This window comes from Stenotrophomonas sp. STEN054, assembly GCF_056854535.1.
This window is the reverse complement of record NZ_JBXFWG010000011.1, coordinates 1-23675: the sequence shown is the minus strand read 5'-3', so window position 1 is coordinate 23675 and position 23675 is coordinate 1. Positions and strand designations below refer to the sequence as shown.

Genomic DNA, 23675 nt, shown 5'->3' with positions numbered 1-23675 from the left:
CCAGGCAATGACCGAGTTTGCGTTTTCGCTGGAGTGGGAAAAGCTGGGCAATGAAGGCTCCGAGGCCAACCTGGTCACCGAGCGTGCACGCGTCTTCGGTGGTTGGCTGGTCCGTGTTGGAAACAACCCGGCGGCGATGGCCCTGACCTTCGTCGCCGACGGCGAAGGCCGTTGGGACGGCGAAGACTTCGGCGTCGAGGATTACGAGGACGACGAAGAGGAAGAGTTCGACGAGGACGAGGAAGAAGAAGGCGAGGACGAGGAAGAAGAGGAATACGAGGAAGAGGACGAGGAAGAAGAGGGCGAAACCGAGTCGTCGGAACGGGCTTGACCCCGACCGTCGCCCTGGCGTCCACTCGACCCATGTATTCCATCCGCCGCGCCACCGTGGACGATGCGCCGACCCTGTCGGTGCTGGCTGCCCGCACGTTCACCGAGACCTTCGGCCATCTGTACCCGCCGCAGCACCTGCAGGACTTCCTTGAGGAGTCCTATACGGTGGAACGGCAGCGCACCATCCTGGGCCACCCCGATTACGCGGTGTGGCTGCTGGAGCTGGACGGGGAGGCGGTCGGCCATGCCGCTGCCGGCCCCTGCGGACTGCCGCACCCGGACGTGAAGCCCGGTGACGGTGAGCTCAAGCGCCTGTACCTGATCAAGACCCAGCAGAGTTGTGGCTGGGGCAGCCGCCTGCTGGAAACCGCACTGGCCTGGCTGGAACAGGACGGCCCGCGCACCCTGTGGCTGGGGGTGTGGTCGGAAAACTTCGGCGCCCAGCGCTTCTATGCCCGCTACGGCTTCGAGAAAGCCGGCGAGTACCTGTTCCCGGTCGGCGAAACAAACGACCTCGAATTCATCCTGCGCCGGGTTCCGCGTCCGGCGTAAGGTCGTTCACCGGCGCTTGCCGGTCGATTCTGTTCAATCGCCGTACGTCCCGCCCCGCCGAACGCCAGGCTGTAACGCATGACTCCCCCCGTACTGCTGCTGCATGGCATCTGGAACGCCCGCGCCTGGGTCGGGCCACTGGCCTGGCGCCTGCGCGCCCGTGGTTTCCAGGTGCATACCTTCGGTTACTCCTCGATCTTCGGTGGCCCCGATGTGGCCGTGCCGCAGCTGCTGGAGCGGCTGGCCGACGCCGGCCCGCTGTCGCTGGTCGGCCACAGCCTGGGCGGCCTGCTGGCGCTGGAGGCCCTGCGCCGCCAGCCGGAGCTGGACGTGCAGCGCGTGGTCTGCCTGGGGTCGCCGCTGCGTGGCAGTGGCACGGCGCGCTCGCTGTCCGACCATGGCTGGGGCCTGGCCCTGGGGCGCAGCAGCGAACTGCTGCTCGATGGCCTGCCGGACTGGCAGGGCAGGGCGAAGGTCGGCCTGATCGCCGGCTCGGTGCCGCATGGCCTGGGCAGCCTGCTGGGCGCGCTGGATGACGTATCCGACGGCACCGTGGCCCTGGCCGAGACCCAGCTGCCGGGCCTGGCCGACCACTGCGTGGTGCGCACCAGCCACAGCGGCCTGGTGGTATCGCCCGACGCCGCACGGCAGACCGCGCATTTCCTGCGCCACGGCCAGTTCGACCACAGCCGCGACGCCGCGGCGGCGTAATGCGATCCGCCGGACATGGCCCGGCGCTACCGTGGGGCACCATTCCCGGCGGCAACTGCCCGCCCTAGACACGGTTGCCGCCGCCGATCAGGTAGAATCCGCGCCTTGATCCTGAAGCAGCCAGACGGTAACACCCATGGGAAGAGGTCCCTCGATCGAAAACCGCAAAAACGCGTCTGACGCGAAGCGCGGAAAGATTTTCACCAAGATCATCCGCGAGATCGGCGTTGCCGCGCGCGGCGGTGGAGGCGACCCCAACAACAACCCGCGCCTGCGTGTTGCCATGGACAAGGGCCTGAGCGTGAACATGTCCAAGGACGTGATCGAGCGCGCCATCAAGAAGGCCACCGGTGAGCTTGAAGGCGTCGATTACGAGGAAATCCGCTACGAGGGCTACGCCCCGGGCGGCGTCGCCGTCATCGTCGACTGCCTGACCGACAACCGCGTGCGTACCGTGGCCGATGTCCGCCACGCGTTCAGCAAGTGCGGCGGCAACATGGGCACCGAAGGCTCGGTCGCCTTCATGTTCAAGCGCCTGGGCGTGCTGCATTTCGCCGCCGGTGCCGATGAGGAAGCGATCACCGAAGCCGCCATCGAGGCCGGCGCCGACGACATCGTGGTCTACCCGGAAGACGGCGCGATCGACGTGATCACCAGTGCCGACGTGTTCAACGCGGTCAAGGATGCAATGGCCGGGGCCGGCCACGTCGCCGACCACGCCGAGATCACCTTCCGCGCGGACAACGACATCAAGGTCGAGGGCGACGTCGCCCTGCAGGTCAAGAAGCTGCTGGACATGCTGGAAGACCTGGACGACGTGCAGGACGTGTACTCCAACGCCGAACTCGGCGCCGACGCCTACGCCTGAGCCGTCCTCGACGGTCTGGGCGCGGGCCGTTGAACGGTCACCGCGGACAGTCATGAGCCCATACGCCTGCCAGCGTTTCCCGTTCCACCCGGCCAGGAGTGCCGCATGACCCGCATCCTCGGCATCGACCCCGGTTCCCAGCGGACCGGGGTCGGCATCATTGATGTCGACGCTACCGGCAAGGTCAGCCACGTGCACCATCAGCCGCTGGTGCTGCTGGGCGCCGACGATTTCCCCCAGCGCATGAAGCTGCTGGTGCTGGGCCTGGCCGATCTGTGCCAGCAGTTCCAGCCGGACGAAGTGGCCATCGAAAAGGTCTTCATGGCGCGCAACCCCGATTCGGCGCTGAAGCTGGGCCAGGCCCGTGGCGCGGCCATCTCGGCGGTGGTCCTGCGCGACCTGCCGGTGCACGAATACGCCGCCAGCGAGATCAAGCTGGCCGTGGTCGGCCGCGGTGGCGCCGAAAAGCAACAGGTTCAACACATGGTCGGGCTCATGCTCAACCTGAAAACCAAGCTGCAGGCCGACGCGGCCGACGCGTTGGCGGTGGCAATCACCCATGCCCACGTAAGGGCGACGGCCAACCGCCTTGGGCTCAGTGCCCGCCAGGCCTGGGGCCGCAAATGAGGAGCTGCACGCAATGATCGGTCGACTGCGCGGCATCGTCGCCTACAAGGCACCGCCGTGGCTGGTGGTGGACGTGAACGGGGTGGGCTACGAATTGGAGGCGCCGATGAGCACCTTCTACGACCTGCCCGAACTCGGCCGCGAGGTCACCCTGTACACCCACTACGCGCAGAAGGAAGACAGCGTCTCGCTGTACGGCTTCCTGCGCGAGGGTGAGCGCCGGCTGTTCCGCGATGTGCAGAAGGTCAGCGGCATCGGCGCGAAGATCGCGCTGGCCGTGCTGTCCGGCGTCACCGTCGAGGAGTTCGCGCGCATGGTCCAGGCCGGTGACATCACCGCGCTGACCCGCATCCCGGGCATCGGCAAGAAGACCGCCGAGCGCATGGTGCTGGAGCTGCGCGACCGCGCCGCCCAGTTCGGTGCCGGCGGCGCCCTGCCCACCGGCAGCGGCCCGGCCCCGGCCGATCCGCTGTCCGACGCCACCGTGGCCCTGCAGCAGCTGGGCTACAAGCCGACCGAAGCAGCGCGCATGGCGCGCGAAGCCTTCAATGAAGGCGACGAAGTGGCCACCGTCATCCGCAAGGCCCTGCAGTCGGCGCTGCGCTGAAGCGCGCGCTGGCTCTTTCCCACTCCCCCATCGCCTGAGCTTCGCCAGGAGTCCCATGTCCAGCAGTCAAACCCCGCACGCAGCCGCCCCCGGCGGCCATGGTCACGCGCCCCCGGCCGGGGGATTGGCGCTGATCATCGGTGCGATCGGCGTGGTCTTCGGCGATATCGGTACCAGCCCGCTGTACACCCTGAAGGAGGCGTTCTCGCCCCACTACGGGCTCAACAGCGACCACGACACCGTGCTGGGCGTGCTGTCGCTGGCGTTCTGGGCGCTCAACATCGTGGTCACCCTGAAGTACGTGACCATCATCATGCGCGCCGACAATGACGGCGAGGGCGGCATCATGGCGCTGATGGCGCTGACCCAGCGCACGCTGCGCAACGGGTCGCGCTCGGCGTACGTGGTCGGCATCCTCGGCATCTTCGGCGCCTCGCTGTTCTTCGGCGATGGTGTCATCACGCCAGCGATCTCCGTGCTCGGCGCGGTCGAAGGCCTGGAAGTGGCGGCCCCGGGCCTGCATGCCTTCATCGTGCCCATCACCGTGGTGGTGCTGATGGCCGTGTTCGCGGTCCAGCGCTTCGGCACCGAGCGGATCGGCAAGCTGTTCGGGCCGATCACTACGATCTGGTTCCTCTCGCTGGCCGCCATCGGCATCTACAACATCGTCGATTCGCCGGAAGTGCTGAAGGCCTTCAACCCGTGGTGGGCCATCCGCTTCTTCATGGAGCACGGCTGGCACGGCATCTTCATCCTCGGCGCGGTGGTGCTGGCGGTGACCGGTGGCGAAGCGCTTTACGCCGACATGGGCCACTTCGGTGCCAAACCGATCCGCCACGCCTGGTACTTCTTCGTGCTGCCGTGCCTGGTGCTGAACTACCTGGGGCAGGGCGCACTGGTGCTCAACCACCCCGAGGCCCTGAAGAACCCGTTCTTCGAGGCCGTGCCGGACTGGGCGCTGTACCCGATGATCATCCTGGCCACCATGGCCGCGGTCATCGCCTCGCAGTCGGTCATCACCGGTGCGTTCTCGGTGTCGCGCCAGGCGATGCAGCTGGGCTACATCCCGCGCATGCGCATCAAGCACACCTCGCACGACACCATCGGCCAGATCTACATCCCCGGCATCAACTGGGGCATCGCGGTGATGGTCATCGGCCTGGTGCTGGCGTTCCGCAGCTCGTCCAACCTGGCCGTGGCCTACGGCATCTCGGTGTCGGCCACCATGCTCATCGACACCCTGCTGCTGGCCCTGGTGGCCCGCTCGCTGTGGCCGAAGGCGCGCAACTGGATCCTGCCGCTGTGCGTGGTGTTCTTCATCATCGACCTGGGTTTCGTCATCGCCAACGGCGCCAAGCTGCTGCAAGGCGCGTGGTTCCCGGTGGTGCTGGGCATCTTCCTTTTCACCATGATGCGCACCTGGCGCCGTGGCCGCGAGCTGCTGCGCGATGAGATCCGCAAGGACGGCATCCGCATCGACACCTTCCTGCCGGGCCTGATGCTGGCGCCGCCGATGCGCGTGCCGGGCACCGCAGTGTTCCTCACCGCCGACCCGACCGTGGCCCCGCATGCGCTGATGCACAACCTCAAGCACAACAAGGTGCTGCATGAGCGCAACGTGTTCCTGCACGTGGAAACCCTGCCCATTCCCTATGCGGTGGAAGGGCAGCGGCTGAAGATCGAATCGGTGGGCGATGAGTTCTACCGGGTCTACGTGCGCTTCGGCTTCATGGAAACCCCGGACGTGCCGCTGGCGCTGATGCGTTCGTGTGACCACGGCGGCATCTACTTCGACCCGATGGACACCACGTTCTTCGCCAGCCGCGAAACCATCGTCGCCACCGCCAACCGCGGCATGCCGATCTGGCGCGACAAGCTCTTTGCGCTGATGCATCGCAACGCCGCCCCGGCGACGGGCTTCTTCCGGATACCGGGCAACCGCCTCGTCGAGCTGGGTGCGCAGGTGGAGATTTAATCTCCATCTGCGCTGCGTCCCACGATTTGCTGCGCAAATCGCGGGCCCCGCGCGCATTCCACCTTATCCCCGCGCCTGTCGGCGCGCCCCCTTGAACAACAAGGGGGGCTCCACTTGCGGAGATGCCGCGCGGCTGAAGCTGAGCCCACTTTCCTCCTCTGTTCCATCCACGCATGGCGTGGATCTACCGTGTCGACGAAGGGCGACACCCATTAGATCCGACCCCGTGCCGACCAACGGTCGGCCCCCACCAACAGCAGCAGGCTCCAACAGCCGCGACCAACTGTCGAAGGCGGGGTGGGTCCGGTTGAGGGGGTGTGAGCGGCATGGATGCCGCGACCAAGCCCCCATGGATGGGTTTACGGCGTCCCCCTCAACCGGTGCTTACGCTCTGGCTCGAAGCAGGTGCAGGGCTGCAAGCCCTGCCGTACTACCACCATTGGCCTACACATTCCTGGCTCATTCCGCTGCGATAATGCCCGCCAGGGGCGACGCGCAGCGGGCGCGGGCGTAAGCAGAAGCAGGATGTAGCGTGGTCGGCAGGCAGTGGCGTTACGGAACGGGGGCGGTGCTGGTCGTGCTGCTGATGGTGCTCGCCGCGCCATGGCTCGGCCATGCACGAACGGTCGAAAACGGCCGCGATTACCTGCTGGTCGGCGCCGCCACCGATGAGCCCACCCCGCATCGCGCCTGCACGCCGCAGATGCTGTCCGGCGACCGCCAGCAGGTCACCGTCGACGCCCCGCCCGAAGGCTGGTCCGGCGAGCCGCAGGCGCTGGATGTGTTCAACGTATTCGCTGGCGAAGTACGCCTCAAGCATGGCGACCGCGAAATCTGCGGCAACATGCACGACGCGCGCACCCGTGATTCGCGCTTCCGCGCTGGCATCGGCATGGTCGCGGTTCCGCCGGCCGGCAGCCATGAACCGTTCGTGGTGTCCTGGCAGAAGCCGTTGAAGGCACGCTGGGTGCCGACGCTGCTGCTGGGTGCGCCCAGTCCCGTGCAGCAGAACGACACCGCGCGCCTGCTGGTGCGCGCGGCCTGCATCGCGGTGGCCATCGCCCTGGCGCTGTCGGCGCTGATGGCCTTCCTGACCACGCGTGACCGCATGTTCCTGTTCTACATTGCCGCTACCGTGGTGCTGGTGCTGTGGCAGTCCATCCTCGGTGGCCTCAGTGGCTACCCCGAACCCTGGCTGCCAATCGGCGACCGCGGTCCCTGGTGGCTGCTGTCGCTGACGGCGGCGACCCTGGCGCTGGTGCTGCCCGCGCTGTGGCGGCTCAACGGCGGTGACCGCGTGCTGCCGCGTTCGCGCCTGGCCCAGCAGCTGCTGCTGTGGGGCCTGATGGGCGTGGCCGTGCTCGTGCCTTGGCTGCAGCGGGAGCGTCTGGCGGTGGTGGCGCTTGTGCTGCAGGCCTGCTTCATCAGCGGCTGCCTGTTGTCTCTGGCCATGGGCGTATGGGCGCGCGTGCGCGGCGATGCCTGGGCCGTGGCCGGGCTGGCCTCGCTGTCGCCGATGCTGGTGCTGGTGGTGGCCGATGCGACCCGCGCGCAGTGGCTGTTCGAATACCGGGTGGAGGCGCTGCAGCTGGCTGTCACCTGGCTGCTGATGATGGCCGCCTACGCGCTCAACCAGCGCCTGGGGCGGCTGCGCCAGCAGCGCGACGAGATGCGCCACCTGGCCGAGACCGACGTGCTGACCGGCCTGCCCAACCGCCGCGCCGGCCTGCAGCAGTTGGACCAGCAGCTGCAGCGGGTGCAGCGCGAGGGCGGCACGCTGGTGATCGGCTTCCTCGACATCGACCTGTTCAAGGACATCAACGACCGCCACGGGCACGCGGTCGGGGACCAGGTGCTGGTGGCCGTGGCCCAGGCGCTGCGTGCGGCCGTGCGCCACCAGGACGAGGTGGTGCGCATGGGCGGGGAAGAGTTCCTGCTGCTGCTGCCGGGCATGCCGCGAGACCTCGCCGCCACCCGCCTGGAGCAGCTGCGCCAGCGCATCACCGAACTGTGCCAGGAGCTGCAGGTGCCGGGCCTGGAAGTGACCGCCAGCATCGGCCTGGCGCAGTGGCGACCGGGCGAGGACGACCTGGCCGCCCTGCTGCGGCGGGCCGACCATGCCATGTACGTGGCCAAGCGCAGCGGTCGCAACCGGGTCTTCGACGGCGAAACCGTCGATCCATTGCTGCCGGCGTGACCCGGGCGGGGCGGCGATGGCCGATAATGGGGCCATGACCACCCGACTCAACAAATACATCGCCGAAACCGGCTTCTGCTCCCGCCGCGAGGCCGATCGTCTGATCGCCGCCCGCCGGGTCACCGTCAACGGCCATCCCGGCGGTACCGGCGCCGTGGTCGGCGAAGGTGACACCGTGCTGGTCGACGGCCAGCCGCTGCAGGTGCGCGTGGCCCGCAAGCCCGGCGCCCGCCGCCACGTCTACATCGTGCTGAACAAGCCGGTGGGCGTGACCTGCACCACCGAAAGCTCGGTCAAGGGCAACATCGTCGACTTCGTCGGCCACGAGCAGCGCATCTTCCCGATCGGCCGCCTGGACAAGGATTCCGAGGGCCTGATCCTGATGACCAGCAACGGCGACATCGTCAACCAGATCCTGCGCGCCGAGAACGGCCACCAGAAGGAGTATCTGGTCGCGGTCAACAAGCCGGTCACCGATGAATTCCTGCGCGGCATGGCCCGCGGCGTGCGTGTCCACGACCAGATGACCCTGCCGTGCCGCACCTCGCGCATCGCCAAGTTCGGCTTCCGCATCACCCTGGAGCAGGGCCTGAACCGGCAGATCCGTCTGATGGCCGCCGCGTTCGATTACCGCGTCACCCAGCTGCGCCGCGTGCGCATCGACAACATCAAGATCGGTGCGCTGAAGCCGGGCCAGTGGCGCAACCTGACCGAACAGGAACTGCGCGGGCTGCTGCCCAAGCAGCAGGACTGGTGACAGTCCCACTGTAGAGCCGAGCCCACGCTCGGCTGCCCGTCAAGCGGCCCGCCCGGCAGGTCCGGGCGCGACATCAGCTAGACTCGCAAGTGACCTGCCGGAACGTGACGCTGCATGATCAAGCCCGACAAGCCGACTGATGAGTCCCGACGCCTGGAAGCGCTGCGTCGCTACCAGATCCTGGACTCGGAGCGCGAAAAATCCTTCGATGACCTGGTGGTCATCGCCAAGGCCGTGTGTGGCACGAGCATGGCCGCGGTCACCCTGATCGATGTTGAACGGCAGTGGTTCAAGTCGATCAACGGAACCTCGGCGGTCGAGCTGCCGCGTGACGATTCGATGTGCGGGCACGCGATCCTGAAACCGCGAGAGGTCATGGTGGTCGAGGATGCGCAGCAGGACGTCCGTTTCCACGACAACCCACTGGTCACCGGCGACCCGCACGTGCGCTTCTATGCCGGTGCGCCACTGATCAGCAGTGATGGTCAGCCATTGGGCACGCTGTGCGTGTTCGATCCTGAGCCCCAGTACCTGGATGCGAGCCAGGCCGAGGCACTGGCCGCGCTGTCGCGCCAGGTCATGCTGGTAATGGAACTGCGCCGCTTCGCGCGGGATATCCAGAGCCACATGGTGCAGCGCGACGATTACGAGCGCCTGCTGTCCGAGTACCACGACGTGCTGCTGGCGCAGAACGCCGACCTGACCGAACAGAGCCGCACCGACGCGCTGACCGGCCTGCCGAACCGGCGCGCCATGGCCGCCGCCCTGCAGGACGCGGTGACCAGCGCCGACGGCCAGCCGCGGCAGACCTGCGTGGCCTTGGTGGACATCGACCACTTCAAGCACATCAATGATTTCCAGGGCCATGCCACCGGCGACCGCGTGCTGGCCGCGCTGGGCGCGCTGCTGCGCTCGCATTTCTCCGGCCGCGGCATGGCCGCGCGCTATGGCGGCGAGGAATTCGTGGCGCTGATGCCGGATGTGGACCTGCGCACCGCCGAACTGCAGTGCGAGTTCCTGCGCATGGCCGTGGCCGCCCTGCCGCTGGGCTTCCCGGTGACGGTCAGCATCGGCGTGGCCCAGTACCAGGCGGGCGAAACCACCGACCAGACCCTGGCCCGTGCCGACGCCGCGCTGTACCGGGCCAAAGGCAACGGCCGCAACCGGGTGGAACTGGCGTCTTAGCCCATCGCGTCGGGATGGGGTCGGACGGTCCGCCCTGTGCGGGTGACGGGCCCGTCGCAGCCCCTGCGATACCCTCATCGCACCATGACGCTCCCTGCGAGGACGCCACGCATGCTGCAGACCCTGGCCATTGCCCACTACCGTTCGCTGCACAGCCTGGTATTGCCGCTGCAGCAGTTGAACGTTGTCACCGGCGACAACGGCAGCGGCAAATCCAGTCTTTACCGTGCACTGCGCCTGCTGGCCGAAACCGCGCAGGGCGGGGTGGCCGCCGTGCTGGCCCGCGAAGGCGGGCTGGCGTCGGCGCTGTGGGCAGGCCCGGAGAACATCGACCCGCGGGTGTCGCGGGGTGAGATTCCGCTGCAGGGAGGCCCCCGGCAGGAGTCGGTGGGGTTGAAACTAGGCTTTGCCACGGATGACTTCGGCTATGCCATCGACCTGGGCTACCCGCCACCGAGCCCCTCCGCGTTCGCGCGCGATCCACAGATCAAAGCCGAGGCGATCTGGGCCGGCCCGTTCCTGCGCAGCGCCAGTCTGCTGGTGGACCGCCGAGGCGCGCTTTTGCGGCAGCGCCATGGCGCCGGATGGGACGTGGTCGATGACCGCCTGTCTCTGTTCGACAGCCTGTTCACCCAGGCCGGTGATCCGCAGCGCATGCCCGAAGCCATCGCGCTGCGCGAGTACATCCGCCGCTGGCGTTTCTACGATCACTTCCGCAGCGATGCCGATGCGCCCGCGCGGCAGCCGGCGATGGCTACGCGCACGCCGGTGCTGCACCACGATGGGCGCGACCTTGCCGCCGCTTGGGTGACGATCCTTGAAATCGGTGATCCGCAGGCCCTTGCACGCACCGTCGACGATGCATTCCAGGGCGCGACGGTGAGCTTTCAGGAAGGTGATGGAAGGCTGGCCCTGCGCTTCCATCAACCCGGCCTGCTGCGTCCGCTGTCGATGGCCGAACTGTCCGACGGTACGCTGCGCTTTCTGTTGCTGGCCGCTGCGTTGCATACGCCGCGGCCACCGCCGCTGCTGGTACTCAACGAGCCGGAAACCAGCCTCCATCCTGACCTGCTGCCCGCACTCGCGCGTTTGATCATCGCCGCCAGTGCGCGCAGCCAGGTGTGGGTGGTGTCCCATTCCAGTCGGCTCATCGCAGCACTGGAACAGGCGCCGGACTGCCACTCGTTGCATCTGCACAAGGAACAGGGCCGCACGCTGTTGAGTGGTCAGGGGTTGCTTGACGCTCCCGCATGGCATTGGCCGCGGCGTTGACGCCGCGCGTCACTCGGCGATGTTGCGCGCCTCGGCCGTGCCCAGGATCTCCGGGTGCTGCACCCGCTTGCGACGGTTCAACAGAGGGTGCAGGAACACCGCACCGACGATGATCGCCACGCCCAGGTAGAACCACGGCGTCACTTCATGCTGTTCGCGCAGCAGCACCACCGCCAGCAGCACGGCATAGACCGGCTCCAGGTTGGTCACCAGCTGCACGGTGTAGGCGCTCAGATGGCGCAGGGCGACCAGGGCCAGGGCAAACGGCAGCAGCGTGCAGACCCCCGCCAGCACCAGCAGCAGGATGCCGTCGTGCAGGTTGGGCACCACCCACAGCGGGCTGGCCAGTGCCGGCAGCAGGTACGGCAGCACCGGTGCCAGCAGGGTCAGGGTGAGGGTGCCGGCGCCCAGTTCCAGCGCGGTGACCGTCAGCGGGTCGGCATGGCTGACCATGCGCTTGTTGAGCGAGCCGAACACCGCCACCAGCAGCGCCGACAGCGCACCGACCAGCACGCCCAGGCGCATGCCATCGGGCACACCGCCGACTACCAGGGCCACGCCCGGCAGCACCGCCAGGCCGAAGGCGAGTTCGCGCAGCTGGAACGGGCGCTTGGCCACCCAGGGTTCGATGATGGAGGTGAACACCGGCGCCAGCGCGATGCAGGTGGCGGCCACCGAGGCATTGGCCAGCTTCACTGCGCCATAGAAGGTCAGCCAGTGCAGGGCGACCAGCGCACCGATGCCAGCATAACCGGCCACCAGCCGCAGGGGCAGGGTGCGCAGCCCGCGCCAGACCCGCGGCAGCAGGGCCAGCATCGCCACCACCAGCAGCATGCGCCACCACACCAGCGGCAGGGCGGGCAGGGTGATCAGCTTGCCGAGGATGGCGGTGACACCCCACAACAGGACACAGAAATGGATCTGCCAGAGCGCTTTGCGGGTGTCGGGGGTTGTCATCGGTGTATTGTGCGGCAAGCACGGGGTGGCCGGCGATGGGGAGGGCCGCCTGCTGCATTCCGTCCACGGAGTCCCTGCCATGCCTGCCGACCGTTTGCTGCGGGGTTGGGCCGCGCTGACCGCGCTGGTCGCCGCCACCTCACTGCTGCTGCAGTACCTGTTGCTGGTCAACCGCCCCGGCGGCAGCGTGGGCATCGCCGCGGCGACGCTGCGGTTCTTCGGCTACTTCACCATCCTCAGCAACCTGGCCGTGTGCCTGGGCTCCCTGCGCCTGGCCTCGGGGCGAGCGCTGCGGGCGACCGCGGCGGCGCTGCTGGCGCTGTGCATCGGCGTGACCGGCCTGATCTATGCAGTGGCCCTGCAGGGGCTGTGGCAGCCCACCGGCCTGCAGTGGTGGGTCGACATGGGCCTGCACTACGCCGTGCCGCTGCTGTACCTGGGCGGCTGGCTGCTGCTGTTGCCGCATGGAAGCCTGCGCTGGCGCGCGCTGGGCAGGGTGCTGCTGGCGCCGGTGGCCTACCTGGGCTGGGCGATGCTGGTGGCCGCGCTGATCGGGCAGGCCCCGTATCCTTTCCTGGAATGGCAGCGGATCGGCCCTGCCGCGTTCGCGCTCAACGTGCTGCGCGTGGCCGGCGTATTCGTGCTGGGCTGGACGCTGCTGTGGGCGCTGGATCGCTGGCGCCGTCGCTGAGCCGCTGCAGGGCCATCGCGGCGGCGGGATTGCGTGCCTTGCCCGCGCCGATGCACAGCAGGTAGACCTCGCGCGGCTGCGGCACCGCCGGTTCGGCGAGGCAGGGCAGGTCGTCCACGGGTTCGCCGCGTGACCAGCGCCGTGCACGTTCGGCCCAGCGCTGTTGCTGCGGACGCGGCAGGCCTTCGCGCAGGCGCGCCTGGCTGCGCTTGATCCGCGCGTAGACGAAGCCGGCGCTGACGTCGCCGTGCAGCGGGGCCTCGTCACTGTCCTCGATCACCAGGGCCACGCCATGGCGGCGCGCGGCGGTGACCAGCGCGGGGCCGTGCACGTGCGCGTTGCGCACTTCCAGCGCGTGCTGCAGCGGCACGCCCTGCAGCGTCTTCGGCAGCGCGGCCATCAGCGCTTCCAGTGCCACCGCATCGGCCGGGTGCTTCGGGTCGAACTGCCACAGCAGCGGACCCAGCCGATCCCCCAGCGCCAGCGCGGCCTGCAGGAACGGCGCAGCCGCGTCAACGGTGGAGGACAGGTCGCGGCGCTGCACGAGGTAGCGCGGCGCCTTCATCGAGAACCGGAATCCATCCGGCGTCTGTGCCGCCCACCGGGCGCACTGCGCTTGGGTGGGCGTGCGGTAGAACGTGCCGTTGATCTCGATGCAGCGCAGCGCGTGGCTGGCGTGCGCCAGCTCCTCGCGCTGTGGCAACCCTTCGGGATAGAACATGCCGCCGCGCCACTCCGGGAACACCCAGCCGCCGATGCCGCAGCGGATCGCGGCGGGCGTCACTGGCCGTGGTCCGCAGGCCAGGGAACGTAGCTGGCGGACGCCCGCTGCAGCCAGTCGATGGCGGCCCGTGCATCGCGGCAGCGCAGGAACGGAACGATGGTGGAACCGCTGCTGGATGGATCGCTGTGGACCATGACACCCCTCCTATGGCACACGGCAGGATTGGCCGGCGGCCGTTACCATCGCGCGAAACCCCGGTGACGGCCTGCACATGGCCGCAACCCCTGTTCGGAGATGGTGCTGGATGAACAACTGGATTGGAGGCGCCGTGCTGCTGGCCTGCGCGACGATGGCAAATGCGGCCGAGACCGCGCCGACCCCGGCGCAGCTGCAGGACCTGGATGCGACCGTCGAGCGCGTGCGCGCGCAGTTCGAAGTGCCCGGCGTGTCCGTGGCCGTGGTCAAGGATGGCAAGGTCGTGCTGGAACGCGGCTGGGGCGTGCGTGAGCTGGGCAAGCCGCAGCCGGTACAGGCCGATACCCTGTTCGCCATCGCCTCCAACACCAAGGCCTTCACCGCCACCTCGCTGAACCTGCTGGCCGAGGACGGCAAGCTGAAGATGGACGACAAGGTGATCGACCACCTGCCGTCGTTCCGCATGTCCGATCCGTTCGTGACCGGGCAGATGACCCTGCGCGACCTGCTATCGCACCGCAGTGGCCTGAGCCTGGGCGCAGGCGACCTGCTGTTCTGGCCGACCACCTCCTACAGCAATGCCGAGGTTGTGCAGCGGCTGGGCCAGGTGCCGCTGAAGGGCGGTTTCCGCGAGCGCTATGCCTACGACAACATCCTCTACGCGGTCGCCCAGCAGGTGATCGAGAAGGTGTCGGGCATGAGCTACCAGCAGTTCCTGCAGACGCGCATCTTCGACAAGGTGGGCATGGCCGGCACGCGCTACAACGCCGACCACCTGCAGGCCGGCGACAACGCGGCGGTCGGCCACGCCAAGTACGCTTTCAAGGATCTGCGCACCGTTGCGCCGCTGACCTGGTCGAACAACGCCGGTGCCGGCGGCATCTATTCCAGTGCGCATGACATGGCGCGCTGGATGCAGGTGCAGCTGGCCGAGGGCGCGCTGGCCGATGGCACGCCGCTGTTCAGTGCAAAGACCCAGAAAGAGATGTGGCAGATGATCACGCCGCAGGCCATCGCCGCGCCGAGCGTGCCCGAGCTGGAGCCGGCACGCGCCAACTTCGCCGGCTATGGCGAGGGCTGGAGCCTGAGCGATTACCGCGGGCAGAAGCTGGTCTGGCATACCGGCGGCTGGCCGGGCATGGTCTCGCGCCTGACCCTGGTGCCGGGGCAGAAGCTGGGCGTGGTGGTGCTGACCAACCAGGAATCGGGTGCGGCATTCAACGCCATCACCCTGAGCGTGCTCGATGCCTACCTGGGCGGCGAGAAGCATGACTGGGTCGATGCATACGCCAAGGGCGTGGCGAAGGGCCAGGAAAAGGCCGATGAAGCCTGGGCCAAGCACCAGGCCGAGCGTGCCAAGGGCAGCACGCCGTCGCTGCCGCTGGCCGCCTACGCCGGCACCTACCGCGATCGCTGGTATGGCGACATGGTGGTGTCGGCCGAAGGCAAGGGCCTGCGCCTGCGTTTTGCCAAAACCGCGCAGCTGACCGGTCGCCTGGAGCACTGGCAGCACGACACCTTCATCGTGCGCTGGGATGACCGCTCGCTCAACGCCGATGCGTTCGTGAACTTCAGCCTGGACCCGGACGGCAAGGTGCGCGAGGTGCGCATGCAGTCGATCTCGGACCTGACCGATTTCAGCTTCGATTTCCAGGACCTGCTGTTCACCCCGGTCAGATGAAGGTAGCGCCGGCCCATGGCCGGCGAGCGCGCAGCGCGTTTGCGGACATCCGCCGGGCATGGCTCGGCGCTACCGGATCAAAGGGCGATCGTCGGGTCGCGTACACACCGTCCATGGGATAATCCCCGCGCTGATCTGGCGAGGGAATGTGATGTTTCGTTGGTTTGAATCCCTGATTCCGGTGTTCCCGCCCGTGGACGGCCGCACGCCGCCGCAGAAGGTGCTGCCGTTCTACCTGCACTACCTGCGCCCGGTATGGCCGGTCCTGCTGGCCACCCTCATCGCCGGCCTGCTGCTGGCGCTGGTGGAAGTGGCGATGTTCGATTACCTGGGCCGCATCGTCGACATGGTCGCCGAGCAGCCCGGTGCCGGTTTCTTCCAGCGCCACGCCAACGCTCTGGGCTGGATGCTGTTCATCACGGTCATCGCGCGGCCGATCCTGGTCGGCCTGCACAACCTGCTGGTCAACCAGGCCATCGTGCCAGGCCTGAGCAACCGCTCGCGCTGGCTGATGCACAACTACGTGGTGCGGCAGAGCCTGAGCTTCTTCCAGAACGACTTTGCCGGCAGCGTCGCCAACCGGGTGATGCAGACCGGTACCTCGCTGCGCGAATCGGCCGTGCAGATGGTCGATTCGCTCTGGTACATCGTGGTCTACACCGGCACCGCGCTCTACCTGTTCGCGCAGGCGGACTGGCGCCTGATGGTGCCGCTGATCCTGTGGCTGCTGGCCTATGCGGTGATCCTGGCGTACTTCGTGCCGCGCGCGAAGGAACGCGCATGGATCGCCTCTGAGGCGCGTTCGAAGGCGATGGGCCGCATCGTCGATGGCTACACCAACATTCCGACGCTGAAGCTGTTCGCCCATGGCGGCCGCGAGCAGGCCTACGTGGCCGAATCGATCCAGGAACTGGCGGTCAAGCACCGCGCGCAGACCCGCATCACCACCGGCATGGACCTGACCATCGCCATCGTCAACGGCTTCCTGATCGCCGGTACCTGCGGCCTGGCGCTATGGCTGTGGAATGGCGGGCACATCACCGTGGGCGCGATCACCCTGGCCACCGGTCTGGTCATCCGCATCCACAACATGTCCGGCTGGATCATGTGGACCATCAACGGCATCTTCGAGGACATCGGCACGGTGCAGGATGGCATCACCACCATCGCCCAGCCGCTGACCGTGCAGGACCGCGAGGACGCCGTGCCGCTGCAGGTGGCCCACGGCGGCGTGCACTTCCAGGACATCCACTTCCACTACGGCAAGAAGGGCGGCGTGATCGCCGGCCTGGACCTGGTGGTGAAGCCCGGCGAGAAGATCGGCCTGGTCGGTCCGTCCGGCGCTGGCAAGTCGACCCTGGTCAACATCCTGCTGCGCCTGTACGACCTGGAAAGCGGCCGCATCCTGATCGATGGCCAGGACATCGCCCACGTCACCCAGGAAAGCCTGCGCCAGCAGATCGGCGTGGTCACCCAGGACACCTCGCTGCTGCACCGTTCGATCCGCGACAACCTGCTGTATGGCCGGCCCGATGCCAGCGACGAGCAACTGCGTGCGGCCGTGGCCAAGGCGCGTGCCGAAGCTTTCATCGACACGCTGGTGGACGGCCAGGGGCGGCGTGGTTACGACGCTCATGTGGGCGAGCGCGGTGTAAAGCTGTCCGGCGGCCAGCGCCAGCGCATCGCCATCGCCCGCGTGCTGCTGAAGGACGCACCGATCCTGGTGCTGGACGAAGCCACTTCGGCGCTGGATTCGGAAGTGGAAGCGGCGATCCAGGACAGCCTGGACGAGCTGATGGGCGGCAAGACGGTGATCGCGATCGCGCATCGCCTGTCGACCATCGCGCGCATGGACCGGCTGGTGGTGATGGACCAGGGTCGCATCGTCGAAACCGGAACGCACGCCGAGCTGATCAATGCAGGCGGCCTGTATGCGCGGCTGTGGGCGCGGCAGACCGGTGGGTTTGTGGCGGCGGATCAGTAACCGCCTATGGGGTCGGATCCCTTTCCGCAGGAAAGGGCTCTGACCCCAGTCTGAGCCAGACCAAGGAGGTCTCATGAGACCCAATCCCGGACGCATGATCGTAGTCGTCCTGTTTGTTGGCGTTTCGGCAACGTCTCCCGCGTTCTGCCAGAACGTAACGCCCGCCACCGACCCTGTCGTACAGACTTTTGCAAAAAAGGAAGGGCTGACGGCGGACGAAGCTGACAGACGACTGCGCCTTCGAATGGCGGCCGGAGAAGAGCTTCAGAAGATCATGGAGGTCATGCCGGACAGGTTTGCAGGCAAGACGTTCACCGAGAACCCGATGTTCGTGACGGTCAGACTGACCGGAGCTGACCCGGTACCTTCCAGGATTGTGGAGACGCGATATGGACGGCTCACCTATCATTTCGTGGTTGGTGCTGCGCATTCGCTGAACGAGCTTGAAAACGTCGTGAAATCTGGAGAGATCCAGAAGCTGTTTCCGGAGCATCAGGGACTGATGGTTGACGGGAGCCGCGGCGTCATCGTGGTTGAGTTGCCGGCAAAGGATTTTGAGAAGATTTACGAGGGCGAGGAACGTGAGGCCAGCCGCATGCTTTCTGTTCCGATCGAACTGAGGAAGTCCAAGGCTCCGGTGAAGCTGCTCCAGGCGCCGGAGATGCGGTAGGCCGGGCCGATCCCCTCTTTCTTGCCAGCAGTGAAGTGAGTGCCATTCACGCATGGCGTGGATCTACTGGCAAACCGGGAACATCCATGCCACGCATAGATCCACGCGATGCGTGGATGCGGGGCAGTAGATCCATGCCATGCGTGGATGAACCCATCCGCAGTGCGGACCAACGGTCCGCACCCACCACCGGAGGCAGTAGATCCACGCCATGCGTGGATGAACCCATCCGCAGTGCGGACCAACGGTCCGCACCCACCACCGGGGGCAGTAGATCCATGCCATGCGTGGATGAACCCATCCGCAGTGCGGACCAACGGTCCGCACCCACCACCGGAGGCAGTAGATCCACGCCATGCGTGGATGAACTCCATCCATGAATGCCGAACAAAAAAAACGGCCCGGATCTCCCCGGGCCGTTCCATTTCCATCTCACACCCAATCGATCACTCGATCGGCTGGTCCAGCATCAGCTGGCGTGCGAAGCGCACCGGCGGTGCGCCGTAGGACAGCATCTGGTCGTGGTAGGCCTTCAGGTTGAACGTGTCGCCCAGCTTGTCCTGCATCGCCTTGCGGGTGTCGAAGTGTTCCTGCGCACCGACGAAGTAGGTCGGCAGCTGCGCCGAGGTCAGCTGCGCGCGCACCCACTTGCCCGAGGCTTCGCTTTCCTGCTGGAACGCATCGTGGGTCATCAGGTGCATCGCCCTCTCGCGATCCCAGTTGTCCACGTGCACGCCCTGGTCGAGGATCGCGTTGGAGATCGTGCGCAGGTAGAACTTCAGCTGCACCAGGTGGAACAGCGGGTCGTTGTCGAGGTAACCCTGCTCCTGCATCATGCGCTCGGTGTAGACCGCCCAGCCTTCGGCAAACAGGCCCGAACGCAGCACCGCACGCAGGGTCGACGGGAACTTGGCCGAGTGCCAGCCTTCCAGGTAATGGCCCGGGGTGCCTTCGTGGATGCTCAGCAGGTGGATCATGCGCGAGTTGTACTCACGCAGGAACGAGTCGACCTGCTTGTCGTTCCAGTCGTCCGGAATCGGCGAGACGGCGTAGAAGGTCTTCAGGTTCTTGTCCAGCGGGCCCGGCGAATCGCAATAGGCCACGGCCACGCCACGCTGGAATTCCGGCATCAGGATGATGTCGACCGGTGCATCGGGCAGGGTCATCAGGTCGTGTTCGCGCACGAACGCGGTGGACTGCTCCAGCGCGGCCTTGGCATCGTCGACCACCTTGTCGCGCGCCGGCTTGTCGGCGTATGCCAGTTCCAGCGCGGCCTCGATGGCCTTCTGCTGCTGCTCGTCGGTCGGCTGCGCCGGCATCTCCGGTGCGCCCGGCTTGTCCTTCAGCACGGTCTGCGCGATGCCGTACATATCCTCGCGCACGCGCTTGAGTTCGGCGCGCGCACGCTCACCGATCTCCTGGCGCGACAGCGAGGAGTTCAGCGCGAACTTCAGCTTCTGGTCGTACTTTTCAGCACCGATGCGGAAGTCACCCTTGGCGTTCGGCACCAAGGTCTTGTCCAGCCAGGTCTGCTGCTCGTCCACGGCCTTCTTCAGGCCGTCAATGGCCGCCTGCAGGCGCTGCTGGTCGGCCTGCGGCAGATCACCGATGTGCGGGGTGATGAAGGTATCGACGATGCTGAGGATGCCCTTGTTCTGCTTGGCCACCGTCTCGGCGTGGATCTTCGGCACGCGTGCCGGGTCCAGGTTCTCACGGGCCTGGGCAAAGATCGCGGGCAGCTTTTCCATGCGCGCGGTGGCCGACTTCAGGCGGTCGGGCAGCGGTGCGAATTCGCGCGCCATCAGGCCGTACAGAGCGCTGCCAGCCAGGCCGTTGTAGACCTGCGGGTCCCACTTGCCGGACTGCAGCACTTCGCTGTTCCAGATTTCCGACTGCAGCTGGTTGCGCAGAATCGCCGCATCGACCTGGTTCTCGCGGCCGAGCTTGGCCACGTCGATCTTGTCCAGTTCGGCGAGCAGGCCCTTGTAGGCCGCCACGGTCTTCTGCTGGCCGGCCGCGCTCAGGTCGTCGATCTCGCTGTCATGGCGGTGGTCGCCGATCTGCGTCGCGCTGACCGGGGACAGCTGCATCCAGGTGTCCAGCGCACGCTTGGACAGGTCGGCGAAGGCGGTGTCGACCGCCGCGTCGCCGGCCTGCTGGCTGGCGGCCGGGGTGGAACCGTTGGTCGGGGCGTCGGCCGGCTGGCAACCGGCCAGGGCGGCGACCAGGGCAAAGGCAAGGAGATGCGGGCGCATCAGCGTTCCTGTACTGGGATCAATCCCCGAGCATAGGCCGCGCAGGGCGCTTTGTCCCCCTGCCATAGGATTACCATGAGCGCTGGCAGGACTCCCATCGCCCCGGAGGGCGACCCCATGCAGATTCACGGAAGAAGCAGTTTCAGCACGCGAGGTGGGTTGGCAGCCCTCGTTCTGGCAGCAGCGCTGGCGGGCTGCGCGGCGCAGGGCGACCACGCCGCGTCCGCTGGCGGCGCCGCGGCTGAGGCGGTGGCCTCACCGGACGGCGCGTTCCTCGCCTACGAGCACGACGTGCAGGTGCAGCTGGAAGCTACGCAGATCGCATCGCGCATCCAGCAGGTCACGCAGGCCTGCCAGGGTGCGAAGTTCGGTGATTGTGCGGTGCTGGAAGTCGACCATCGCAGCGGTGAGCGGCCCAGTGGCGAGGTCAAGGTGCGCATCGCGCCGAAGGGCGTGGAGCCGCTGATCGGCCTGGCCGGTGAAGGCGGGCAGGTACAGGCGCGCAATACCCGCGCCGAAGATCTGGCCCAGCAGGTGGCGGATACCGCGCTGACCAAGGCCCGGCTGGAAAAGGAACACGCCCGGCTGCTGTCCTATCAGGACCGCCAGGATCTGAAGATCGAGGAACTGATGGCGATCACCACGCGCCTGTCGGAAATCGAAGCGGGCGTGGAGCAGGCCAACAAGGACGCCGCGCAGCAGCGCCGCCGCATCGACACGCAGCTGGTCACGCTGCACTTCGATACCACCTCCGGCCAGCGCGGCCGCAGCGAGATCGGCGAAGCGCTGAGCGAGTCGGGCAGCATCCTCAGCACCAGCATCGCGTTCCTGATCCGCGCGGCGGCGGCCCTGCTGCCGGTGGCCATCCTGGCATTGCTTGCCGGCTGGGGCATCCGCGCATGGCTGCGCAGGCGCCGTCGCAAGGCGTGATCGAACGCAGGGTGGGAACGCCGGGCCATGCCCGGCGAATCTCAGTGCAGTGGTAGCGCCGGGCCATGCCCGGCGAACCCTCAGCCTAGTGGTAGCGCCGGGCCATGCCCGGCGAGCCCTCAGCCCTCGTCGGTCTCGTATTCGACAAACACATCCAGCTCCAGCGCCAGTTCCTGCACCGCATCGCGCACCTTCTGCGCGGTGCTTTCGTTGCCGACTTCCACTTCCAGTTCGTGGATGCCCGGGCCGATGTCATCGGACAGCCCGGCCGAACTGGAATCATCGTCATCCATGTGTGGCATCAGGTCGTCGGTTTCTTCGACATGTTCGATGCCCTCCAGGCCCAGCAGCAGGTCGCTGATGGCGCGGGCGTCGTCTTCGGTTCCGGTGATGCGCAGTCGCAGCATTGCCATGGCAGGTACACGGTGTGGGGTTGCCTGCAGCCTAGCCAGCGGGGGGCAAAGATCGGGTGAGGGTGTAGTCAGCCGGCCGTGGGCGGGCGCCCGAGCAGGCTGTCGGGCAGGGCCGGGATGGGCGTGCGTTCGTCCTGCGCCTGGGTCAGCAGCCAATCGATGAACAACCGCGCGGCCGGGCTGGGCGGCTGCGCCTCGGCATGCACCACGTAGTAGGCATAGCGCGCCTTCAGTGCCGGGCCAGGCAGACGCACCACTTCATAGCGCTGCAGGTAGGGCTGGGCGACGTGGGTGCGCGCCAGCACCGCGCCCATGCCATAGACCGCCGCGCGCATCGCATCGGTGCTGTCGGCGAAAGTGTGCATGGGCGGCAAGGGCGAGGGCGGCCGCACGCCGGCATGGCGGAACCAGTCGCGCCAGCCCTGCGGCGAGAGATCGGTCAGCAGCGGCAGCTCGGCGATACGCGCCGGGTCCTGCAGTGCTTCCACACCAGGCAGAGCCGGCGAAGCCACCGGGAACAGGCTGTCATCCATCAGGTGCTGCGCATGCAGGCCCGGCCACTGGCCCAGGCCGTAGCGGATGCCCACCTCCGGCCCGTTCTCGTCGTAGCGGTCCAGGCCGCTGCCGGTGTGCAGTTCGATGCGGATGTGCGGATGGGCCTGGGTGAAGCGCGGCAGGCGTGGCAGCAGCCAGCAGTAGGACAGCGAGCGCAGGGTGGCGATGCGCAGCGGCACGCTGTCGGCGTCCGGCTGCAGGTGGTGGGCGACGGCGGCGACATCGGTGAACGCGGCGCTGGCGGCGTCGGCCAGCTGCCGGCCCTCGGCGGTCAGGCGCACGCCGCGCGCGTGGCGCAGGAACAGACGCACTTCCAGCACCTCCTCCAGGCGGCGCACATGGTGGCTGACCGCACTGGCGGTCAGGTGCAGCTCCAGCGCGGCCTGGGCGAAGTTCTGGTGGCGTGCGGCCACCGCGAACACGGCCAGCGCGGGGAGCAGGGAAGGGCGTAGCTGCATGTCGAGCCTCAAACCATATTTGTGGCTGGCAGCGATACTACGCGCTTGTGCGGCAGGCGTCTGCGGATGATCCTTTCAGCCCAGACACGGTGCAGGCGCAGGACGGAGGCAGGGCATGAACGCGGTACCGCAGGTGGCAGAACGCGATTGGCGAACCCCCTTGGAATTGACCCTGCTGGGTGCGATCTGGGGCTGCTCGTTCCTGTTCATGCGCGTGGCCGTGCCCTCGTTCGGCCCGTTCGCGCTGGTCGAAGTCCGTCTGGTGCTGGGCGCGCTGGTACTGATGCCGTTCCTGTGGCGCGCCCGTGCGCAGTTCCCGCCGCGTCGCTGGCTGTGGCTGGCCCCGATCGGCCTGATCAACTCGGCGCTGCCGTTCGTGCTGTTCGCCTATTCGGCCGAGCAGGCACCGGCGGCCATCGGCGCAATCTGCAATGCGATGACCGTCCTGTTCGCCGCGCTGATCGCCTTCCTGTTCTTCGGTGAGAAGATCGGCGTGCGCCGTGCCAGCGCGCTGCTGGTCGGCTTTGCCGGCGTCGTGGTGCTGGCCACGGCCAAGGTGTCGGGCCTGAGCATCGGCATGGCGGTGTTGGCCGGCGCGGCCGCCTCGCTGCTGTACGGCCTCGGCGTGAACCTGGTGAAGCGGCACATGACCGGCCTGCCATCGGCTGCTGCGGCGGCGGCAACGCTGGGCTGTGCCTCGCTGTGGATGCTGCCGATGGCGGTGACCCACTGGCCGCAGGCCGCGATTCCGGGCAAGGCCTGGGGCGCAGCGATCGCGCTGGGCGTGGCCTGCACCGGCCTGGCCTTCCTGATGTTCTACCGCCTGATCGGCCGCATCGGCCCCTCGCGTGCGTCGACGGTGACCTATCTGATCCCGCTGTTCGGCGCGGCGTTCGCGTGGCTGTTCCTGGGCGAGCCGGTGACCCTGCAGATGCTGATTGCCGGCGGCCTGATTCTCGGCAGCGTGGCCGTCAGCCAGAAGGGCTGACGGCGGTAGCGCCCGGCCGTGCCCCGCGAGCGCACCGGCCCCATTTTACCTTACGCCGCGCCTGGCCCGGCGGAAACACACCCGCCCCCG

Annotated in this window: 23 protein-coding genes; 17 read left to right on the top strand and 6 right to left on the bottom strand. The window is 67.5% G+C overall.

Translation table 11 applies throughout. The features are described 5' to 3' along the window. The first annotated feature begins 7 nt into the window (after window positions 1–7). The 11 genes from AC1VXD_RS06270 to AC1VXD_RS06220 all read left to right on the top strand — a co-directional run bounded on the left by AC1VXD_RS06270 (window position 8) and on the right by AC1VXD_RS06220 (window position 11084). Window positions 8–331 (top strand): DNA primase, encoded by a 324-nt coding sequence (locus AC1VXD_RS06270; protein WP_482991339.1) that lies wholly within the window; start codon window positions 8–10, stop codon window positions 329–331. A 32-nt stretch (window positions 332–363) separates the two neighbouring features. Then, window positions 364–885 carry a GNAT family N-acetyltransferase gene (locus AC1VXD_RS06265; RefSeq protein WP_482991338.1) on the top strand — a complete coding sequence of 174 codons (522 nt, stop codon included), beginning with the start codon at window positions 364–366 and terminating at the stop codon, window positions 883–885. A gap of 78 nt (window positions 886–963) precedes the next feature. Then, window positions 964–1596 (top strand): esterase/lipase family protein, encoded by a 633-nt coding sequence (locus AC1VXD_RS06260; RefSeq protein ID WP_482991337.1) that lies wholly within the window; start codon window positions 964–966, stop codon window positions 1594–1596. A gap of 136 nt (window positions 1597–1732) precedes the next feature. Continuing rightward, window positions 1733–2464, top strand: coding sequence for a YebC/PmpR family DNA-binding transcriptional regulator (locus tag AC1VXD_RS06255; RefSeq protein ID WP_482991336.1), 732 nt, complete (start codon window positions 1733–1735; stop codon window positions 2462–2464). A gap of 105 nt (window positions 2465–2569) precedes the next feature. Next, entirely contained in the window at window positions 2570–3091 is a 522-nt protein-coding gene (gene ruvC, locus AC1VXD_RS06250; RefSeq protein WP_324808187.1) for a crossover junction endodeoxyribonuclease RuvC, read from the top strand. A 13-nt stretch (window positions 3092–3104) separates the two neighbouring features. Beyond that, entirely contained in the window at window positions 3105–3698 is a 594-nt protein-coding gene (gene ruvA / locus AC1VXD_RS06245) for a Holliday junction branch migration protein RuvA (protein ID WP_482991335.1), read from the top strand. A gap of 55 nt (window positions 3699–3753) precedes the next feature. Continuing rightward, complete coding sequence (locus AC1VXD_RS06240) at window positions 3754–5673, top strand: potassium transporter Kup (protein ID WP_482991334.1); 1920 nt, start codon at window positions 3754–3756, stop codon at window positions 5671–5673. A gap of 586 nt (window positions 5674–6259) precedes the next feature. After that, window positions 6260–7870 (top strand): sensor domain-containing diguanylate cyclase, encoded by a 1611-nt coding sequence (locus AC1VXD_RS06235; RefSeq protein ID WP_482991393.1) that lies wholly within the window; start codon window positions 6260–6262, stop codon window positions 7868–7870. 34 nt (window positions 7871–7904) lie between these two features. Next, on the top strand, window positions 7905–8627 hold the full coding sequence (locus tag AC1VXD_RS06230) for a pseudouridine synthase (protein WP_079221222.1): 723 nt from the start codon (window positions 7905–7907) through the stop codon (window positions 8625–8627). A 114-nt stretch (window positions 8628–8741) separates the two neighbouring features. Next, window positions 8742–9812 (top strand): sensor domain-containing diguanylate cyclase, encoded by a 1071-nt coding sequence (locus AC1VXD_RS06225; protein WP_482991333.1) that lies wholly within the window; start codon window positions 8742–8744, stop codon window positions 9810–9812. Window positions 9813–9923: 111 nt separating this feature from the next. Then, on the top strand, window positions 9924–11084 hold the full coding sequence (locus AC1VXD_RS06220) for an AAA family ATPase (protein ID WP_482991332.1): 1161 nt from the start codon (window positions 9924–9926) through the stop codon (window positions 11082–11084). A 9-nt stretch (window positions 11085–11093) separates the two neighbouring features. Here the strand turns inward: AC1VXD_RS06220 and AC1VXD_RS06215 are convergent, their stop codons facing one another. Continuing rightward, the gene (locus tag AC1VXD_RS06215; protein WP_200753503.1) at window positions 11094–12041 is read right to left on the bottom strand and encodes a DMT family transporter; all 948 of its coding nucleotides are present in this window, start codon (window positions 12039–12041) and stop codon (window positions 11094–11096) included. A gap of 79 nt (window positions 12042–12120) precedes the next feature. On the opposite strand from AC1VXD_RS06215, the gene AC1VXD_RS06210 reads away from it, so the two are divergent. Next, window positions 12121–12732: a Pr6Pr family membrane protein gene (locus AC1VXD_RS06210; RefSeq protein WP_482991331.1), complete on the top strand. Its 612-nt coding sequence runs from the start codon at window positions 12121–12123 to the stop codon at window positions 12730–12732. Here the strand turns inward: AC1VXD_RS06210 and AC1VXD_RS06205 are convergent. Both AC1VXD_RS06205 and AC1VXD_RS06200 read right to left on the bottom strand, forming a co-directional pair. Next, on the bottom strand, window positions 12653–13516 hold the full coding sequence (locus AC1VXD_RS06205; RefSeq protein WP_482991330.1) for a DUF72 domain-containing protein: 864 nt from the start codon (window positions 13514–13516) through the stop codon (window positions 12653–12655). The two genes, AC1VXD_RS06210 and AC1VXD_RS06205, sit on opposite strands and share 80 nt — an antisense overlap. Beyond that, complete coding sequence (locus AC1VXD_RS06200; protein WP_482991396.1) at window positions 13513–13650, bottom strand: hypothetical protein; 138 nt, start codon at window positions 13648–13650, stop codon at window positions 13513–13515. Before AC1VXD_RS06200 ends, AC1VXD_RS06205 begins: the two co-directional genes overlap by 4 nt. A 110-nt stretch (window positions 13651–13760) precedes the next feature. On the opposite strand from AC1VXD_RS06200, the gene AC1VXD_RS06195 reads away from it, so the two are divergent. The 3 genes from AC1VXD_RS06195 to AC1VXD_RS06185 all read left to right on the top strand — a co-directional run bounded on the left by AC1VXD_RS06195 (window position 13761) and on the right by AC1VXD_RS06185 (window position 17986). Continuing rightward, window positions 13761–15332 (top strand): serine hydrolase, encoded by a 1572-nt coding sequence (locus AC1VXD_RS06195; protein ID WP_482991329.1) that lies wholly within the window; start codon window positions 13761–13763, stop codon window positions 15330–15332. A 151-nt stretch (window positions 15333–15483) separates the two neighbouring features. Beyond that, the gene (smrA, locus tag AC1VXD_RS06190) at window positions 15484–17316 is read left to right on the top strand and encodes a multidrug efflux ABC transporter SmrA (RefSeq protein WP_482991328.1); all 1833 of its coding nucleotides are present in this window, start codon (window positions 15484–15486) and stop codon (window positions 17314–17316) included. A 73-nt stretch (window positions 17317–17389) separates the two neighbouring features. Beyond that, the gene (locus AC1VXD_RS06185) at window positions 17390–17986 is read left to right on the top strand and encodes a hypothetical protein (protein ID WP_482991327.1); all 597 of its coding nucleotides are present in this window, start codon (window positions 17390–17392) and stop codon (window positions 17984–17986) included. A gap of 446 nt (window positions 17987–18432) precedes the next feature. On the opposite strand, the gene AC1VXD_RS06180 is transcribed toward AC1VXD_RS06185, so the two are convergent. Further along, the gene (locus tag AC1VXD_RS06180) at window positions 18433–20241 is read right to left on the bottom strand and encodes a DUF885 domain-containing protein (RefSeq protein ID WP_482991326.1); all 1809 of its coding nucleotides are present in this window, start codon (window positions 20239–20241) and stop codon (window positions 18433–18435) included. A gap of 159 nt (window positions 20242–20400) precedes the next feature. On the opposite strand from AC1VXD_RS06180, the gene AC1VXD_RS06175 reads away from it, so the two are divergent. After that, entirely contained in the window at window positions 20401–21171 is a 771-nt protein-coding gene (locus AC1VXD_RS06175) for a DUF4349 domain-containing protein (RefSeq protein WP_482991325.1), read from the top strand. Between the two features lie 119 nt (window positions 21172–21290). On the opposite strand, the gene AC1VXD_RS06170 is transcribed toward AC1VXD_RS06175, so the two are convergent. Further along, entirely contained in the window at window positions 21291–21584 is a 294-nt protein-coding gene (locus AC1VXD_RS06170) for a hypothetical protein (protein ID WP_005408721.1), read from the bottom strand. A gap of 68 nt (window positions 21585–21652) precedes the next feature. Continuing rightward, the gene (locus AC1VXD_RS06165) at window positions 21653–22597 is read right to left on the bottom strand and encodes a LysR substrate-binding domain-containing protein (RefSeq protein WP_200753776.1); all 945 of its coding nucleotides are present in this window, start codon (window positions 22595–22597) and stop codon (window positions 21653–21655) included. Window positions 22598–22712: 115 nt separating this feature from the next. Here AC1VXD_RS06165 and AC1VXD_RS06160 point away from each other — a divergent pair, with 115 nt between their 5' ends. Next, window positions 22713–23585 (top strand): DMT family transporter, encoded by an 873-nt coding sequence (locus tag AC1VXD_RS06160; protein ID WP_108768286.1) that lies wholly within the window; start codon window positions 22713–22715, stop codon window positions 23583–23585. Window positions 23586–23675 lie beyond the last annotated feature (90 nt).

Coding starts and splice junctions, on each gene's coding strand:
- AC1VXD_RS06235 (WP_482991393.1), top strand. CDS start 6,260: ATGGTGCTCGCCGCGCCATGGCTCGGCCATGCACGAACGGTCGAAAAC.
- AC1VXD_RS06165 (WP_200753776.1), bottom strand. CDS start 22,597: ATGCAGCTACGCCCTTCCCTGCTCCCCGCGCTGGCCGTGTTCGCGGTG.
- AC1VXD_RS06260 (WP_482991337.1), top strand. CDS start 964: ATGACTCCCCCCGTACTGCTGCTGCATGGCATCTGGAACGCCCGCGCC.
- AC1VXD_RS06265 (WP_482991338.1), top strand. CDS start 364: ATGTATTCCATCCGCCGCGCCACCGTGGACGATGCGCCGACCCTGTCG.
- AC1VXD_RS06170 (WP_005408721.1), bottom strand. CDS start 21,584: ATGGCAATGCTGCGACTGCGCATCACCGGAACCGAAGACGACGCCCGC.
- AC1VXD_RS06200 (WP_482991396.1), bottom strand. CDS start 13,650: ATGGTCCACAGCGATCCATCCAGCAGCGGTTCCACCATCGTTCCGTTC.
- AC1VXD_RS06210 (WP_482991331.1), top strand. CDS start 12,121: ATGCCTGCCGACCGTTTGCTGCGGGGTTGGGCCGCGCTGACCGCGCTG.
- ruvC (WP_324808187.1), top strand. CDS start 2,570: ATGACCCGCATCCTCGGCATCGACCCCGGTTCCCAGCGGACCGGGGTC.
- smrA (WP_482991328.1), top strand. CDS start 15,484: ATGTTTCGTTGGTTTGAATCCCTGATTCCGGTGTTCCCGCCCGTGGAC.
- AC1VXD_RS06270 (WP_482991339.1), top strand. CDS start 8: ATGACCGAGTTTGCGTTTTCGCTGGAGTGGGAAAAGCTGGGCAATGAA.
- AC1VXD_RS06180 (WP_482991326.1), bottom strand. CDS start 20,241: ATGCGCCCGCATCTCCTTGCCTTTGCCCTGGTCGCCGCCCTGGCCGGT.
- AC1VXD_RS06220 (WP_482991332.1), top strand. CDS start 9,924: ATGCTGCAGACCCTGGCCATTGCCCACTACCGTTCGCTGCACAGCCTG.
- AC1VXD_RS06215 (WP_200753503.1), bottom strand. CDS start 12,041: ATGACAACCCCCGACACCCGCAAAGCGCTCTGGCAGATCCATTTCTGT.
- AC1VXD_RS06240 (WP_482991334.1), top strand. CDS start 3,754: ATGTCCAGCAGTCAAACCCCGCACGCAGCCGCCCCCGGCGGCCATGGT.
- AC1VXD_RS06225 (WP_482991333.1), top strand. CDS start 8,742: ATGATCAAGCCCGACAAGCCGACTGATGAGTCCCGACGCCTGGAAGCG.
- AC1VXD_RS06160 (WP_108768286.1), top strand. CDS start 22,713: ATGAACGCGGTACCGCAGGTGGCAGAACGCGATTGGCGAACCCCCTTG.
- AC1VXD_RS06255 (WP_482991336.1), top strand. CDS start 1,733: ATGGGAAGAGGTCCCTCGATCGAAAACCGCAAAAACGCGTCTGACGCG.
- AC1VXD_RS06195 (WP_482991329.1), top strand. CDS start 13,761: ATGAACAACTGGATTGGAGGCGCCGTGCTGCTGGCCTGCGCGACGATG.
- ruvA (WP_482991335.1), top strand. CDS start 3,105: ATGATCGGTCGACTGCGCGGCATCGTCGCCTACAAGGCACCGCCGTGG.
- AC1VXD_RS06185 (WP_482991327.1), top strand. CDS start 17,390: ATGAGACCCAATCCCGGACGCATGATCGTAGTCGTCCTGTTTGTTGGC.
- AC1VXD_RS06230 (WP_079221222.1), top strand. CDS start 7,905: ATGACCACCCGACTCAACAAATACATCGCCGAAACCGGCTTCTGCTCC.